14 protein-coding genes are annotated in these 15028 nt (G+C 63.7%); 6 read left to right on the top strand and 8 right to left on the bottom strand.

What is annotated here, in order from left to right; genetic code table 11:
* Window positions 1–88 precede the first annotated feature (88 nt).
* The 3 genes from ATN84_RS10835 to ATN84_RS10825 all read left to right on the top strand — a co-directional run bounded on the left by ATN84_RS10835 (window position 89) and on the right by ATN84_RS10825 (window position 2114).
* Window positions 89–544: a flavin reductase family protein gene (locus tag ATN84_RS10835; protein ID WP_082766254.1), complete on the top strand. Its 456-nt coding sequence runs from the start codon at window positions 89–91 to the stop codon at window positions 542–544.
* A gap of 71 nt (window positions 545–615) precedes the next feature.
* Window positions 616–1500 carry an alpha/beta hydrolase gene (locus tag ATN84_RS10830; RefSeq protein WP_068881649.1) on the top strand — a complete coding sequence of 295 codons (885 nt, stop codon included), beginning with the start codon at window positions 616–618 and terminating at the stop codon, window positions 1498–1500.
* A 167-nt stretch (window positions 1501–1667) separates the two neighbouring features.
* Window positions 1668–2114 carry a hypothetical protein gene (locus ATN84_RS10825; RefSeq protein WP_068881648.1) on the top strand — a complete coding sequence of 149 codons (447 nt, stop codon included), beginning with the start codon at window positions 1668–1670 and terminating at the stop codon, window positions 2112–2114.
* Between the two features lie 58 nt (window positions 2115–2172).
* On the opposite strand, the gene cobJ is transcribed toward ATN84_RS10825, so the two are convergent.
* The 4 genes from cobJ to ATN84_RS10805 are packed head-to-tail and all read right to left on the bottom strand — an operon-like array spanning window position 2173 to window position 6542.
* Window positions 2173–3630, bottom strand: a complete 1458-nt coding sequence (cobJ, locus tag ATN84_RS10820) for a precorrin-3B C(17)-methyltransferase (RefSeq protein ID WP_068881647.1) — start codon at window positions 3628–3630, stop codon at window positions 2173–2175.
* The gene (locus ATN84_RS10815; protein ID WP_068881646.1) at window positions 3630–4361 is read right to left on the bottom strand and encodes a precorrin-2 C(20)-methyltransferase; all 732 of its coding nucleotides are present in this window, start codon (window positions 4359–4361) and stop codon (window positions 3630–3632) included. The genes cobJ and ATN84_RS10815 overlap by 1 nt, the downstream gene beginning before the upstream one ends.
* Window positions 4361–4987: a precorrin-8X methylmutase gene (locus tag ATN84_RS10810; protein WP_068881645.1), complete on the bottom strand. Its 627-nt coding sequence runs from the start codon at window positions 4985–4987 to the stop codon at window positions 4361–4363. Before ATN84_RS10810 ends, ATN84_RS10815 begins: the two co-directional genes overlap by 1 nt.
* Window positions 4980–6542: a hypothetical protein gene (locus ATN84_RS10805; RefSeq protein ID WP_153020185.1), complete on the bottom strand. Its 1563-nt coding sequence runs from the start codon at window positions 6540–6542 to the stop codon at window positions 4980–4982. Before ATN84_RS10805 ends, ATN84_RS10810 begins: the two co-directional genes overlap by 8 nt.
* Window positions 6543–6743: 201 nt before the next feature.
* Between ATN84_RS10805 and ATN84_RS10800 the strand changes: the two genes are divergently transcribed.
* From ATN84_RS10800 to ATN84_RS10790, 3 genes are all read left to right on the top strand, one after another.
* On the top strand, window positions 6744–7955 hold the full coding sequence (locus ATN84_RS10800) for a bifunctional cobalt-precorrin-7 (C(5))-methyltransferase/cobalt-precorrin-6B (C(15))-methyltransferase (protein WP_068881643.1): 1212 nt from the start codon (window positions 6744–6746) through the stop codon (window positions 7953–7955).
* 464 nt (window positions 7956–8419) lie between these two features.
* Window positions 8420–9523: a siderophore-interacting protein gene (locus ATN84_RS10795; RefSeq protein ID WP_068881642.1), complete on the top strand. Its 1104-nt coding sequence runs from the start codon at window positions 8420–8422 to the stop codon at window positions 9521–9523.
* A 40-nt stretch (window positions 9524–9563) separates the two neighbouring features.
* Window positions 9564–11288, top strand: a complete 1725-nt coding sequence (locus ATN84_RS10790; protein WP_068881641.1) for an ABC transporter ATP-binding protein — start codon at window positions 9564–9566, stop codon at window positions 11286–11288.
* Window positions 11289–11391: 103 nt separating this feature from the next.
* Here the strand turns inward: ATN84_RS10790 and ATN84_RS10785 are convergent, their stop codons facing one another.
* Genes ATN84_RS10785 through ATN84_RS10770 form a run of 4 tightly spaced genes read right to left on the bottom strand, consistent with a single transcriptional unit; the run spans window position 11392 to window position 14952 of the window.
* Window positions 11392–12156: an ABC transporter ATP-binding protein gene (locus ATN84_RS10785; RefSeq protein ID WP_068881640.1), complete on the bottom strand. Its 765-nt coding sequence runs from the start codon at window positions 12154–12156 to the stop codon at window positions 11392–11394.
* A complete protein-coding gene (locus ATN84_RS10780; RefSeq protein ID WP_068881639.1) occupies window positions 12153–12983 on the bottom strand; it encodes an ABC transporter ATP-binding protein in 831 nt (276 codons plus the stop codon). The genes ATN84_RS10785 and ATN84_RS10780 overlap by 4 nt, the downstream gene beginning before the upstream one ends.
* Window positions 12980–13909 carry a nickel transporter permease gene (gene nikC / locus ATN84_RS10775; RefSeq protein ID WP_068881638.1) on the bottom strand — a complete coding sequence of 310 codons (930 nt, stop codon included), beginning with the start codon at window positions 13907–13909 and terminating at the stop codon, window positions 12980–12982. Before nikC ends, ATN84_RS10780 begins: the two co-directional genes overlap by 4 nt.
* The gene (locus ATN84_RS10770; RefSeq protein ID WP_153020204.1) at window positions 13906–14952 is read right to left on the bottom strand and encodes an ABC transporter permease; all 1047 of its coding nucleotides are present in this window, start codon (window positions 14950–14952) and stop codon (window positions 13906–13908) included. Before ATN84_RS10770 ends, nikC begins: the two co-directional genes overlap by 4 nt.
* Window positions 14953–15028: the final 76 nt, after the last annotated feature.

Raw genomic sequence — 15028 nt, 5'->3', positions numbered from 1 at the left:
CGCAGACCATGAAAGTGAAAACGTGCTTTACGTGAAAGACGATACGCAGAAGACGCCCATCATCGATCCGCTTTCCTACCGCAATGCCATGAGCCATTTCGCCGGCGCGGTGCATGTCGCGACGACGGACGGGCCGGCCGGGCGGCGCGGCGTGACGATTTCCGCCACCTGCTCGGTTTCGGACGATCCGGCGACGGTGCTGATCTGCCTTTTGCGCGAACATGAACAAAACAGGCTTTTCATCGAGAACGGCGTCTTTGCCATCAACACGCTGGCGGCCAAGCACCGCCCGCTCTCGGAAGCGTTTTCGGGACGGCTGGCGCTATCGCCGGAGGAGCGCTTCGCGCTCGGCGAATGGGAGACGCTTGAGACCGGCGCGCCAATCCTGAAGGATGCGCTCGCCGTTTTCGACTGCCGCATCGTCAGCCAGCAGGACTACGCGACGCATTATGTGCTGTTCGGCCAGGTCGTCGATCTCCGGATGGGAGAACAGGACCAGGCGCTGGTCTATCTCAACCGCCGCTATCACGCGCTGGATCTGTGATCCTAGAGGCTGTGACGATCGGGGAAAAGCTGTTTCAAGCTAGTTCTGACAGACACTAGTCCGGGGGAGCCATGGGGATCGGATATCGGATATTTCTGGCGGCGTTTTGCCTTCTAAGCCTGCCCGCCGCCGCTCAGGCGCAACTTGCACCTTACAAGGACGATTATTTCGCCTATCCTGGCATTCTGAAAGAAGCCGATAACGGCGATTATCTCGTCATCGACTATTCCGAGATGCGCGATATCAATGGGCGCGATGCGACGCCGGAGCGCCGCGTTAGGGATGCCTATGTCTCCTTGAAGCCCCGGCGCTCGCTGAAGGATCTGACCGTTGCAACACCGGCGGGATCGGTGAAGACGCTGGCCGTCGGCGATATTCCGGGCAACGCGTCCGTCATCGTCATCTATCTGCACGGGCAGGGCGGCAATCGTCTCCAGGGCATGAACGACTATACGTTTGGCGGCAATTTCAACCGGCTGAAGAATTTGATGGCGCGCAATGGCGGGCTCTATCTCTCGCCCGATTTCAGCGATTTCGATAAAAAGGGCGAGGCGCAGATATCCGGATTGATCGCCCAGGCGAAGGCAGCCTCGCCGCGCGCGCCCGTCATCGTCGCCTGCGGTTCGGCTGGCGGGATGCTGTGCTGGCGGCTCGCAAATGACCCAGAGGCTGCAAAAATGCTTTCAGGCCTCGTCCTTCTCGGGTCGCTCTGGGACGAGGATTTCCTGACCTCGCCCGCCTTCAAGCGGCGCGTGCCGGTGTTCTTCGGCCATGGCAGCCGCGATCCGGTTTTCCCGGTTGAAAAGCAGGAGGCCTTTTACCGCGCCATCCGCAAGGCCGCTCCCGGCTACCCCGTGCGCTTCCACCGCTTCGAAACCGGAAACCACGGCACGCCGATCCGCATGACCGACTGGCGTGGGGCGCTCAACTGGATGCTCGCGGTTCAACCTAAATAGGGCATGATCCCGGAAAGTTGCAGACTTCTAGGTAAGATCATGCGGCTCAATAGATTGTGGAGTGATTCGAAATTCTCTTGATGTGGCCGCCGTGCCACTCGACAATTCGGCAAAACCGAATAGTTTCCGGGCTATATCAACAGCCACCGCTCATGAGGTTTTACGCCATGCACGCCTGCGTCCGGACCGGGACACGTATTCTCCTGTTAACCATGCTGGCGCCGCTGGCAGCCTGCGCGATCACTTCGGGAGAGCCGTCTTCCAGACCGGCCGGCAATCCGCTGCCGCGCATCCTGCCGCAGCCACTGCGCGCCAATGTCGACCCTGCGCTCGCCCAGCCCTGCATCGCGGCGGCGGCGGACAAATATTTCCTGCCCGAGAGCGTCATCTCCGCGGTCGATTCCCGTTCCGCCGCCGGCGGCAACACAGCGGTCGTGCTGAAGGTCGATCTCCGCGATGCGCTCTGCACGGTCAGCTCCAGCGGCACGGTGCGTTCGGTGGTCGATACCTCGCCCAAGAGCGCCGACCAGATCGCCGCCGAGGAAGCCGCCCGCAAGCGCGATGCGGCCCAGCCAGCCAAGCCGGCTGCGAAAAGCAAGAAAAAGAGCGGCTGAGACGGGGATTTTCCCGGCGAAAACGCGAAAAAGGCGGGGGGGAAATCCCGCCTTTTTGTCATTTATGGGGGTGTTTTTCAGCCTTTTCGGGTGGTTTTGCCGTACCCGCGGGTACGGTTCCATACCAGCGCGGCGTATAGACCCATTCGCCGCCGTCACGCCTCGCAAAGCGCTGCGTGGTCGAGGAGCCGATGATGACGACCGTGCGCATATCGACCTCGCCCGGCGTCAGCGCGCCCAGAGTGGTGACGGAGACCTTTTCGCCAGGCCGTCCGACATCGCGGCCGAGCACAACCGGCGTCTGCGGTTCACGGCGTTTGCGAAGCAGGCCGAGCGCTTCCCCAAGCTGCCAGGGACGCGCCTTCGAGATCGGGTTATAGAGGGCGATGGCGAAATCGGCCTGCGCGGCATGGTCGAGGCGCTGAATGATTGTGTCCCAGGGCTTCAGATTGTCGGAAAGCGACAGGATGCAGAAATCATGGCCGAGCGGCGCGCCGATGCGGGCCGCCGCCGCCATGGCCGCCGAGATGCCGGGAAGGACGACCAGCTCGACGCCATGCCAGGCCGGATCGTCGGATTCGTGCAGCGCCTCAAGAACCGCCGCCGCCATGGCGAAGATGCCGGGATCGCCCGACGAGACCATGACGACCGAGCGGCCGGTCGCGGCAAGCGCGAAGGCATGGCGGGCGCGCTGCATCTCCTCGCGATTGTCGGTCATGTGCTGCACCTGATCGGCCCGGAAGGGACCGGCCATGCGCACATAGGTCTCATAGCCCAGAATATCCTGCGCTTGGCTCAATTCCTGCCGGACGGCGGGTGCCATCAGCTTGGGATCGCCGGGACCCAGGCCCACGACGGCAAGCCGCCCGCGCTTATGTTCGACGGGCGCAAGATAAAGAAGCTCGCCCGCTTCCGGCTCGCGGCTTTCGGTCGTCACGGTGATGGTCAGCCGGCCCGCCGGATCGAACGGTAGCCGCGCTTGCGACAGCCACGGGGCATTGCCTGCAAGCTTCACCTTTTCGCCGGCCAGAAGGTCGGAGATGAATGTCTTGCCGGCTTCCGGATTGAGAAGCGTATAGCCCGCCGGCGGATGCAGCAGGTTGACGCCGAAGCGCAGCTCGCCCGTGGTGGTGATCGCTGGAGCGACATTGAAGGCGGCGGCAATCCGCCGCGCCAGATCGTTGACGCCGGAGAGGCCCCCCAGCAGCGGCACCACGGCGCTGCCATCCTCCGCCACGGCCAGCACCGGCGGTTCCGCCCGCTTGTTTTCGAGGAGGCTTGCCAGTGCCCGGATGATGATGCCGGCGGCGCAGATGGCGATGATCGGCCGTCCGGCTTCATAGAGGTCCCGCAGCGTGCCGCCGAAATCGGAGAAGGGGATATCGGCCTGTTTGACACGGGGGTCGAGCCCGTAAATATCCCCGTCGCCGAGCGCGAGACGGATATGCTTCGCCGTTTCAAGGCTCAATTCCCCCAGTACCAGGATGGCGGGGCGAGCGGTTTCTTCGCTGCTCATCAGCCGTTCCACTTCTGACCGGGCACGAGGATCAGTGAGAAATAGGGCGATTTCTCCGGCTCGACTTCAGCGAGCGGCAGGATGCGCTGCGCCGCCATCGTGGCCCGCTCGACATAGAGCGCGCGGTCCATCAGCCCGAGTTCTTCGAGAACGCCGCGTACTTTGGCGAGATTCTGGCCGAGCTTCATGATCACCGCGGCCTCTGTATCTGCCAGGCGGCGCTTCAACTCGCGGGCGTCAAGAACGCCTGAAAGGATGGTGAGCGTCTGGTTGCGATAGGCGACGGGCGCGCCCAGCACCGAGGCGGCGCCCAAGAACGAGCAGACACCCGGCACGACTTCCGTCTCGTATCGATGCGCCAGCCGGTCATGGATATACATGAACGAGCCGTAAAAGAGGGGGTCGCCCTCGGCGATCACGGCGACATCGCGGCCGGCATCGAGATGGGCGGCAAGCGTGCCGGTGATCTCGGCGTAGAAATCGCTGACGATCTCCTCGTAATTCATGTGGGAGGGGAGCTTCTCCGTCGTCACGGGATAGACCAGCGGCACCAGTAGCTGATCCGGCGAGAGATAGTCCTCGACGATCGAAAGGGCATTGCCTTTCTTGCCCTTGGCGGCGTGATAGGCCACGACGGGCGTGGCTTTCAGGCGCTTCAACGCCTTCAATGTGATGAGTTCGGGGTCGCCGGGGCCGACGCCCAGGCCGAAAAGCCGTCCGGGTTTAGCCATCATTCGCGCTCCGTGGCGAGCGCATTGACCGCAGCCGCCGCCATGGCGCTGCCGCCGCGCCGCCCGCGGATGATGACGAAGGGCACGCCGCGGCTATTCTCGGCAAGCGCGTCCTTCGATTCCGCGGCACCCACGAAGCCGACGGGGAAGCCGAGGATCAGCGCCGGCTTCGGCGCACCCTCGTCGAGCATTTCGAGGAGCCGGAAGAGCGCCGTCGGCGCATTGCCGATGGCCACCACGCTGCCCGCGAGATAGGGCCGCCACAGTTCCATTGCGGCAGCGGAGCGGGTGTTGCCGAGCTCCTTCGCCAGTTCCGGCACGGACGGGTCGGAAAGCGTGCAGATCACCTTGTTATCGGCGGGCAAGCGCGAGCGGGTCACGCCGTCGGCCACCATGCGGGCATCGCAAAGAACAGGCGCGCCGGAGGCCAGCGCCTTGCGGCCGGCTTCACCCGCGCCCTCGGAAAAGGCCAGATCGCCCACCACATCCACCATGCCGCTGGCATGCGCCACCCGCACGGCGAGCTTTTCCAGATCGGCGGGGATGCGGGTCAGGTCCGCCTCGGCGCGGATGATGGAGAAGGAACGGTCATAGATCTGCTGGCCGTCTTTGATGTAGTCAAGCATCGGTCATTTCCTGGCGGTATGCGTTGAGAAGCCGCGCTGCTTCCTCGATTGTGACGTTGGCCGCCAATAGCCGCCCGAAGCGCGTTGGTCCAGTCGGCTTACGCAAAAAGAGGTCGTAACGTCCGGGTTCTTTTGCCACGAGCGTGGCCGGGGCCGGGCGGATGGAAGCGCAGGATTTGGCGCAGCCGGTCAGGTGGACGGGCATTGCCTCGCTGTTCTTCAGCAGTTGCGCGAGTTTCGCACCGTCTCCTTGCGTATCGGCCAGCGCCGAAGCGCAGCCGGTCGAGCCGGAGCAGGCGATCATCGAGGCGAGGGGATCGCCCGGATCGTCAGCAAAGCCGATGGCGCGCATGCGTTCGAGAATGCCGGCCGCGCGGCCTGTGGCGATATCCGGCAGGAGCACGCTTTGCCACGGCGTCAGCCGGATCTGCCCGCCATTGGCCTGCGCCGCGATCTCGGCAAGCGCCCGCATGTCCTGTGGTGTGAGACGGCCGAGCGGCACGGCGGCGCCGGCATAGGAAAATTCCCGCTGCCGTTGGCTATGGGTACCCAGATGCGCGAAAGAACGGGGGGCAGCTCGCCGCCATTCGGAAGCGGCTTCGATGGTGAAGGCGAGGCGAGGGCGCAGCCGTTCGAGAATGTCCGACGCGGGCATTGCGGCAAGAAGGTGCTTCATGCGGACGATGCCCGGATATTCCGCGCTAATCTCAAGGAAGAGGTCGAGAAGGTTGGTGATGAGCGCGTGGGCATTCTCGGCCGCGACGATGCCGAGGGCGCGCAATTCTTCCCGTATTTCGGCGGGAGGTGGATTTGAGGGCTCCCTCACCGGTTCGCATAGCCTGTCCTCGGGCTTGCCGGAGGCAAGACCCGTGGGCTCACCACCTCTCCCCAAGGAGAGAGGAGTCGCTGCGTTGCCGTCCGCCCCCTCTTCTCCCCATCGGGGAGAAGGTGGCCCGAAGGGCCGGATGAGGGGGCCGCACGCCATATCCGATTTCGGCGCCACTGGCGGGCACGATGCAAAACCGAAGGCGAAGGCCTTGCCGTCCTCGGTCGCCGCGAGCCAGATATCGCTCGTATGCCGGACCATGGCGCAGGCTTCGCCGCCATCGAGCAGGATAGAGAATTTCGGCGAAAGGGCATGATAGGCCGGCGTCGTCTGCAGCGTTTCAAGCAGGCGTTCCGCAAGAGGCAGGGTGTCGAAGGCAAGCGCTTCGTCGATGCCGGCGGTCGGGTTGACCATCACATTGCGGATATCGTCGCCTTCGGGAACGAGAGGACCGAGACCGGCCTGGGTCAGTGCCAGAATCAGATGATCGGCGTCGGCCCCATCAATCCCACGCAATTGCAGATTGGCGCGATTGGTCAGTTCGATGATGCCGTTGCCATATCTATCCGCGACATCGGCGACCACGCGCGCCTGTTCCTTGGTGAGGCGGCCGCAGGAGAGTTTTACACGACATATGCTGCCATCACGCGCGGGCGTCATGCGGAACAGGCCGGGGCAGGCGGACCGCCTTTCCACCCTGTCACCTTCGATGACACCAAGTTTTCGCACGATGTTCTCTCCGTTCCCGATTCTTAATACCAACCAAGGCAGGCGGTTTTCCGGAACGGTCCAAACTGGAAAACCGCTTCATCCCGACATTCAACGCACTGTTCTCCCCGCGTTATACGCCGCCCTGCTTGCCCTCGCCACAGGCAAACCGTATCAACTCAACTATCGGAAAATGGGCAACGGGCAAGGTCTGGAAGCGACATGGCGCCATGGCTGACGATTATCGGCATCGGGGAAGACGGTGTGGAGGGTTTGGGCCGCGCCGCGCGTGAGGCGCTGACGAGCGCCGAAATCGTCTTCGGCGGCAAACGGCATCTCGATTTTCTCGATAACGATATCAGGGGAGAGCGGATCACATGGCCGACGCCGTTTTCCGCTGCCACCGACATGATCCTTTCGCACTGGGGCAAGGCGGTCGTGGTGCTGGCGAGCGGCGATCCGATGTTCTACGGCATGGGCGCGACGCTTTCGCGTCATATCCCGCCGGAGGAGATGCATATCCTGCCGTTCCCGTCCTCCTTCTCGCTTGCGGCGGCGCGCATGGCCTGGCCGCTGCAGGACGCGACGCTCCTGAGCGTGCATGGCAGGCCGCTGGAGATCATCCATGCCCATCTCCAGCCCGGCAACCGCCTGCTGATCCTCAGCAATGACGGGCAAACGCCCGATGCGGTGGCAAAGCTTCTGGAGGCGCGCGATTTCGGCGAAAGCCGGCTCACCGTGCTCGAACATCTGGGCGGACCGAAGGAACGTCGCATCGATGGCAGCGCGAGCGGCTGGGCGCATGGGCGCGCCGCCGACCTGAACGTTCTCGCCGTCGAGTGCCGGGGAGGGGCTGAGGCCATGGCCTATTCCCCGGTGGCGGGATTGCCCGATGCCGCCTTCGAGAATGACGGACAGCTGACCAAGCGGGATGTCCGCGCCGTCACGCTCGCGCACCTCGCGCCGATGCCGGGGGAACTGCTCTGGGATGTGGGAGCGGGGTGCGGCTCGATCGGCATCGAGTGGATGCGGGCGCACCCCACCTGCCGCGCCATCGCCATCGAGGCGCATGAAGGGCGGCAGGGGATGATCGAGCGCAATCGCCTGGCGCTCGGCGTGCCCGGCCTTGAGCTTGTCAAGGGCGAGGCACCGGCGGCCCTTGCCGGCCTTGAAGCGCCGGACGCGATCTTCATCGGCGGCGGCTTTACCGACGATGGCGTGGCGGAAGCCTGCTGGCAAAGCTTGAAGCCCGGCGGCCGCCTTGTCGCCAATGCGGTGACGATCCAGAGCGAAATGATGCTCGTTCAATGGCAGAAACGGGTAGGCGGCGAGCTGACGCGTCTCGCGGTCGCGCATGCCGCTCCCCTGGGCGGCTTTGACGTCTGGCGCCAGGCCCTGCCGGTGACGATACTCTCGGCGGTGAAGTTGGTGTGAGATAACCGTATTGGGGCGGTTGCTGTTTTGATCGAAACGGGTTGCTTTGAATAGCAAGGCGTTAATAGCCGGCCGCTGGAGTAGTGGCGATGTTCTGGAATGGATCCTCGGGTCAAGCCCGAGGATGACGATTGCAGGGATGTTTTGCGCCAATCGCCAACGTTGGGACTGGGCACAAGCCTCTCCAGCCCGTCATCCTCGCCAGTCCGTCATTCTCTCAAGTTCGTCATCCTCGGGCTTGACCCGAGGATCCATTCCGGGACAGTCCCAATGGAAAACCACCTTACAGTTCCGGCTTCAGTCTCCAAGATGCTTCGCGAAAACGTCCGTCTCAAAGCGAACCACTCCAGCGGCGCTCACGGCCCAAAATGCTTCTTCAAAAAAACATGACTTGAAATGTCATATTACTCTCGGCTAATCCTTGCGCATCATAGCCCATTGGATTTTCTCCGGGAGTTTTGGAAATGCAGCACAGCCTTTTGAGTGCGACCGCGCGCGTGACGCTTTCGCAGCCGGATGTCATCCTGGGCAGGCTTATCGAGCATTTTTCGGAATATGCCGATATCTCCACGGCGGAGCGGCGGGGCGAAATCGCGCTTTCCTATGGCCGCGCGATCGTCGAGGCTGACGATGAGAGCCTGACTTTCCGTGCCGAAGGCGAAGACGATACCGGGCTTGCCTATATGAAGCATGCCGTGGCCGAGCATATCCTTGAATTCGCCGACGGCCAGCAGCCGAAGATCGTCTGGGTCGGGGATGGCGTGGCCGGCGCGCCGCTGCCCTATTTCCGCGAAATGCGGGTCGTCTCCGCCCATAATATGACGCCGCATATGCGCCGCGTGCGGCTCAAGGGCCGCAATCTCGGGCGTTTCGCCTATGGCGGGCTGCATATCCGCCTGCTTTTTCCGCCGAAGGGCGTGGCCGAGCCGCAATGGCCTGTCACAGGAGAAGACGGACGACCTGTCTGGCCGGACGGCGAGATGAAGCTTGTCCATCGCGTCTATACGATCCGCAATATCGATGTGGAGAAGGGCGAGGTCGATATCGACATCGTCATCCACGAGGGCGACGACACGCCCGGCTCCTCCTGGGCGCTGAACGCCAAAGAGGGCGATCTGGTCGGCATGACCGGGCCTGGCGGCGGCAGCGCGGGCGAGGCCGACTGGTATCTCCTTGCCGGCGACGAGACGGCGCTTCCGGCCATCGGTCGCATTCTGGAGGGGCTGCCGGCCCACGCCAAGGCCGTGGTGCGCATCGAGGTGGACGGCGTCGCCGAGGAGCAGGCTCTGCGCTCGGCCGCCGATGTCGATCTCGTCTGGCTGCATCGCAACGGCCGGGAGGCGGGCACGACCACATTGCTTCAGGATGCCGTCCGCGCGGTGGAATTTCCCGGCGATGGGACGCGTCTGTTCGCCTGGGCGGCCTGCGAGTTCGCGGCGTTCCGTGCCATCCGCACCTATCTGCGCAAGGAACGCAAGCTCGACCGGCAGGATCATCTGGTCGTTGCCTACTGGCGTCGCGGCTTTGATGGCGATAATGCAAGGCGTGAAAAAGATGAAAGCAATTGATATCCGGCAGAGCAGGGCCGGATAAATTCAGGTCAGGCACATGCTGCGGCGGTTTTTCTCCTATTACAGGCCCTATAAGGGCCTTTTTCTTCTCGATTTCGGCTGTGCGGTGCTGTCGGGCCTTCTCGAGCTCGCCTTTCCCATGGCCATCAAGGCCTTTGTCGACCATCTCCTGCCGGGGCAGAACTGGGCGCTGATTCTGCTGGCCTCCGCCGGGCTGCTCATGGTCTATCTCGTCAATACCGGGCTGATGGCGGTCGTGACCTATTGGGGTCACATGCTGGGGATCAACATCGAGACGGAGATGCGGCGCAAGCTCTTCGACCATCTGCAGAAACTCTCCTTCCGCTTCTACGACAACAACAAGACCGGGCACCTGATAGCCCGCGTCACCAAGGATCTGGAGGAGGTGGGCGAGGTCGCGCATCACGGGCCGGAGGACCTCTTCATCGCCGTCATGACCTTTCTCGGCGCCTTCGCGCTGATGTTCTCGATCAATGTGCATCTGGCGCTGATCACGGCGGCCGTGGTGCCGCTGATGGCGTGGCTGACGAGCCGCTATGGCGGGCGGATGACGCGCAACTGGCAGGTGCTCTATGGCCGCGTCGGCGATTTCAACGTGCGGATCGAGGAGAATGTCGGCGGCATGCGTGTCGTGCAGGCCTTCGCCAACGAGGACCATGAACGCAGGCTCTTCGCGCGCGACAACAGCCGTTATCGCGAGACCAAGCTCGACGCCTACCGCATCATGGCGGCGAGCACTTCGCTCTCCTACATGTCCATGCGGCTGACGCAGCTCGTCGTCATGCTGGCGGGAACCTGGTTCGTGCTGCACGGGCAGCTGACCAATGGCGGCTTCATCAGTTTCCTGCTCCTGGTCGGGGTGTTCATCCGCCCGATCGAGAAGATCAATTCGGTCATCGAGACTTATCCGAAGGGCATCGCCGGCTTCCGCCGCTATACCGAGCTTCTGGATACCGAGCCCGATGTCGTCGATGCACCGGAGGCGGTCGCGGTATCGCATCTCAAGGGCGATATCAGCTATCGCGGCGTCAGTTTCGGCTATAGCGCGGAGAAGAAGGTGCTGCGCGACATCGATCTCGAAATCCGCGCCGGCGAGACGGTGGCCTTCGTCGGGCCGTCTGGCGCGGGGAAGACGACGCTCTGCTCGCTGCTGCCGCGCTTCTACGAGACCGATGCGGGCCAGATCACGATCGACGGCTTGGACATCCGCAGGATGACGCTCGCCTCGCTGCGCGAGCAAATCGGCATCGTGCAGCAGGACGTGTTCCTGTTCGGCGGCTCGATCCGTGAGAACATCGCCTATGGCCGGCTCGGCGCGAGCGACGGCGAGATCGAGGCGGCGGCGCGGCGCGCACGGCTCGATGCGATGATCGCGAGCCTGCCGGACGGCTACGACACCATCATCGGCGAGCGCGGCGTGAAGCTCTCGGGCGGGCAGAAGCAGCGCCTGGCGATCGCGCGCATGTTCCTAAAGAACCCGCCGATCCTCATCCTCGACGAGGCGACTTCGGCGCTCGACACCGAAACCGAGCGGGCGATCCAGCAATCCCTGGCCGAACTTTCGGCGGGACGCACCACGCTCGTCATCGCGCATCGGCTGGCGACGATCCGCAACGCCGACCGTATCGTCGTGGTGGATGAGACCGGCGTGGCCGAGCAGGGCCGGCATGGGGAGCTGATCGCTGCCGGTGGCATCTATCGGCGGCTGCACGATGCGCAGTTCGAGATGGTGGGGAGCTGAAGCGGTTCCGTTTAAGACGGAAACCTTGGCGCTTCTGTTTATACGCCGCTGGTGGGATGGCGGTTCCGGAATCACTCAAAAATCTCTATGCAAACCTTTGATTTCAAGCACTCTTCCGCCTGAAGCCCTCGCTAGCCCGCATCAGGTTGCGGGTATAATCCTCCCCGGCATTTCCCCTGGCGAGATCGGCGGCGGTGAGCTGTTCGACGATATCGCCGTTCTGCATCACTGCCAGCCGCTCGCACATGTGGGTGATAACGGCGAGGTCGTGGCTGACCATGACGAAGGTCAGCTTGCGGTCGCGGCGGATCTGTTCGAGCAGGTTCAGGACTTCCGCCTGCACCGAGGCATCGAGCGCCGAGGTCGGCTCATCGAGAAGTAGGATCGACGGCTCGACGATCAGCGCGCGGGCGATGGCGATGCGCTGGCGCTGGCCGCCGGAGAGCTGGTGCGGATAGCGGAAGCGGAAGCCGGAGCCGAGCCCCACCTCGTCGAGCGCGCGGACGATGCGCTGCTCGCTGTCGGCGAAACCGTGGATGGCGAGCGGTTCGAGCAGCAGCCGGTCGACCGTCTGGCGGGGGTGCAGCGAGCCGTAGGGATCCTGGAACACCATCTGCACCGTGCGGTAGAAGGCTTTGCCGCGTGGCGTCGTGACCGGTTCGCCATTGATCAGGATTTCTCCTGATGTGACCGGCGCGAGGCCGGCGACAGCGCGCAGCAGCGTCGATTTGCCGGAGCCGGATTCGCCGACAAGACCGAAGGATTCGGCTTGGCGTACATCGATGCTGACGCCCTTCAACGCCCGGAAATCATCGAAGACGACTTCGAGGTTCCGGACCGAGAGCGCGGATGCCGTGGCGTCCTTCATCGCGACCACTCCGCCTGGCGCTGCAGGGTGGGCAGGGGATGGCGGTCGGCGCCGATCTTCGGCATGCAGTCGAGCAGCCCGCGCGTATAGGGATGCCTGGCATTGGCAAGGTCGCTCGCTGCGATCTCCTCGACGATGCGGCCCGCATACATGACGATGACGCGGTCGCAGAAGGAGGAGACAAGGCGCAGATCGTGGCTGATGAAGATCAGCCCCATGCCGCGCTCCGCCACCAGGCGATCGAGAATATCAATCACTTCGAGCTGCACCGTGACGTCGAGCGCCGAGGTCGGCTCGTCCGCGATCAGCAGTTCCGGTCCGGCGATCAGCATCATGGCGATCATGGCGCGCTGGCCCATGCCGCCGGAGACCTCATGCGGATAAAGACCGAAAACGCGCTCTGGATCGCGGATCTGCACCGCCTCCAGCATTTCGAGCGTGCGCCGCTTCGCTTCATTTTGGCCGACATCCTCATGCGTGCGCAGCGTCTCGACGATCTGCCGGCCGATGGTCATGACAGGATTGAGCGAATATTTCGGGTCCTGCAGCACCATGGCGATGCGGCCGCCGCGCAAGTGGCGGCGCTCGCGTGGCGAGGCATTCAGGAGATCGATACCGTCGAATTCGAGACGCTTGGCGGTGACTTCCGCATGCGGCGTCAGCCCCATGATGGCGCGGCCCGTCTGCGATTTGCCGGAACCGGACTCTCCCACGATGCCGAGACGTTCGCGTCCGAGCGAGAAGGAGACGCCGCGCACCGCCTCGACCACACCGGTGCGGGTGGGGAAACGCACGCGCAGATCCTCGACATTCAGCAGCGTGCTCATTGGCCGCTCCCCCTGGGGTCGAGCGCGTCGCGCAGACCGTCGCCCAGCAGGTTGAAGCCAAGGCTGACGATGAGGATCGCGAGTCCCGGCATGGCGGCGACCCACCATTGGTCGAGGATGAAGCGGCGGCCGGAGGCGATCATCGCGCCCCATTCCGGCAGGGGCGGCTGCGCGCCGAGACCGAGGAAGCCGAGGCCGGCGGCGGTCAGGATGATGCCGGCCATGTCGAGCGTCACGCGCACGATGAGTGAAGAGAGGCAGAGCGGCATGATGTGGCGGATGACGATGCGGGCAGGGGAGGCGCCCATCAGCTGCACGGCGGCGATGTAATCGGAATTGCGCACCGTCAGCGTTTCGGCCCGGGCGATGCGGGCATAGGGCGGCCAGGAGGTGATGGCGATGGCGATGACGGCATTCTCGATGCCCGGCCCGAGCGCGGCGACGAAGGCGAGCGCCAGGATGAGCTTGGGAAAGGCGAGAAAGATGTCTGTGATGCGCATCAGCACCGCATCGATCCATCCGCCGGCATAGCCGGCGACGGTACCGACCAGAAGGCCGACGGGCGCGGCGATGATGGCGACGAGCAGGACAACATAGAGTGTCAGCCGCGAGCCGTAGATCAGCCGCGAGAGGATATCGCGGCCCTGGTCGTCGGTACCGAGCAGAAATTCGCCGCCGGGCGGCAGGAGCCGCGTGGTGCGCAGGTCGCCGACGGTGGGCGAATGTGGCGCTAGCAGGTCCGCGAAGGCGGCGACGAAGATGAGCCCCAGGATGATGAGAAGGCCGATGACGGCGAGCCTGTTGGCGGTGAAACGCCGCCAGGTCACATAGAAACGGCCGAGCCGCGCCTGCATGCGCGATTGCGGCCGGTCGGAGAGGAGCCATTCGCGGCGGCTCTGCCGGGTTGTGTTTGCAATATCGCTCATCGTGCGCGCGTCCGGGGATCGAGTGTCCGATAGAGAAGATCGGAAAAGAGATTGAGGGCGATGAAGACGGAGCCGATGACGATGGTGCCGCCGAGAACGGCGTTCATGTCGGCGTTCTGCAACGAGTTGGTGATGTATTGGCCAAGACCCGGCCAGGCGAAGACGGTTTCGGTCAGGACCGAGCCTTCCAGCAGGCCCGCATAGGAAAGCGCGATCACGGTCACCAGCGGCACGGCGGCATTGCGCAAGGCATGGCCCCAGATGATGCGCCGCTCCGACAGGCCCTTGGCGCGCGCGGCGACGATATATTCCTGCTCCAGCTCGTTCAGCATGAAGGAGCGGGTCATGCGGCTGATATAGGCGAGCGAATAATAGCCGAGCAGGCAGGCCGGCAGCACGATATGGGCGAGGATATCGCGCAGCGCATCCCATTGGCGCTGAATGATGGCATCGATGATGTAGAAGCCGGTGATCGGCGTGAAGGTGTACTCGAAAACGACATCGATGCGCCCCGGTCCCGCCGTCCAGCCGAGACGGGCATAGAAGACCAGAAGCGCCATCATGCCCAGCCAGAAGATCGGCACCGAATAGCCGAAGAGGCCGATGACGCGGACCGTCTGGTCGATGAAGCTGCCGCGCCGGACGGCGGCGAGCACGCCGAGCGGAACCCCGATCAGCGAGCCGATGAGCGTGCCGAGCGTCGCCAGCTCCATCGTAGCGGGAAAGACGCGGCGGATATCGGTCATGACGGGATTGGTGGTCAGCACCGACGTGCCGAAATCGCCGTGCAGCACCTTCGAGACATAGATATAGAACTGCACATAGAGCGGTTCGTTCAACCCCAGCTCCTGGCGCGCGCGCTCGATAGTGCTTGCCGGCGCCCGATCGCCGACGATGGCGAGAACCGGATCGATCGGAATGACGCGGCCGATGAAGAAGGTCACGGCGAGAAGGCCGAGATAGGTGGTGGCCACGATCACCAGGAATGTGCCGATCGACATGGCCAGTCGGCTGGCGGGGGAATGCCGGGCTGTTGGCGTCATGCTGAGTGTTGTCATGAGATGGGTGCCGCTTTTGACGGAAATAATGGCGGGACAACACCCCCCTCTGCCCTGCCGG

This window comes from Paramesorhizobium deserti (assembly GCF_001558695.1).
Taxonomy (GTDB): Bacteria; Pseudomonadota; Alphaproteobacteria; order Rhizobiales; family Rhizobiaceae; genus Paramesorhizobium; species Paramesorhizobium deserti.
This window is presented reverse-complemented; position numbering and strand designations above follow the sequence as displayed.

Coding starts and splice junctions, on each gene's coding strand:
- ATN84_RS10835 (WP_082766254.1), top strand. CDS start 89: ATGAGCCATTTCGCCGGCGCGGTGCATGTCGCGACGACGGACGGGCCG.
- ATN84_RS10830 (WP_068881649.1), top strand. CDS start 616: ATGGGGATCGGATATCGGATATTTCTGGCGGCGTTTTGCCTTCTAAGC.
- ATN84_RS10825 (WP_068881648.1), top strand. CDS start 1,668: ATGCACGCCTGCGTCCGGACCGGGACACGTATTCTCCTGTTAACCATG.
- cobJ (WP_068881647.1), bottom strand. CDS start 3,630: ATGAGCAGCGAAGAAACCGCTCGCCCCGCCATCCTGGTACTGGGGGAA.
- ATN84_RS10815 (WP_068881646.1), bottom strand. CDS start 4,361: ATGGCTAAACCCGGACGGCTTTTCGGCCTGGGCGTCGGCCCCGGCGAC.
- ATN84_RS10810 (WP_068881645.1), bottom strand. CDS start 4,987: ATGCTTGACTACATCAAAGACGGCCAGCAGATCTATGACCGTTCCTTC.
- ATN84_RS10800 (WP_068881643.1), top strand. CDS start 6,744: ATGGCGCCATGGCTGACGATTATCGGCATCGGGGAAGACGGTGTGGAG.
- ATN84_RS10795 (WP_068881642.1), top strand. CDS start 8,420: ATGCAGCACAGCCTTTTGAGTGCGACCGCGCGCGTGACGCTTTCGCAG.
- ATN84_RS10790 (WP_068881641.1), top strand. CDS start 9,564: ATGCTGCGGCGGTTTTTCTCCTATTACAGGCCCTATAAGGGCCTTTTT.
- ATN84_RS10785 (WP_068881640.1), bottom strand. CDS start 12,156: ATGAAGGACGCCACGGCATCCGCGCTCTCGGTCCGGAACCTCGAAGTC.
- ATN84_RS10780 (WP_068881639.1), bottom strand. CDS start 12,983: ATGAGCACGCTGCTGAATGTCGAGGATCTGCGCGTGCGTTTCCCCACC.
- nikC (WP_068881638.1), bottom strand. CDS start 13,909: ATGAGCGATATTGCAAACACAACCCGGCAGAGCCGCCGCGAATGGCTC.
- ATN84_RS10770 (WP_153020204.1), bottom strand. CDS start 14,952: ATGACGCCAACAGCCCGGCATTCCCCCGCCAGCCGACTGGCCATGTCG.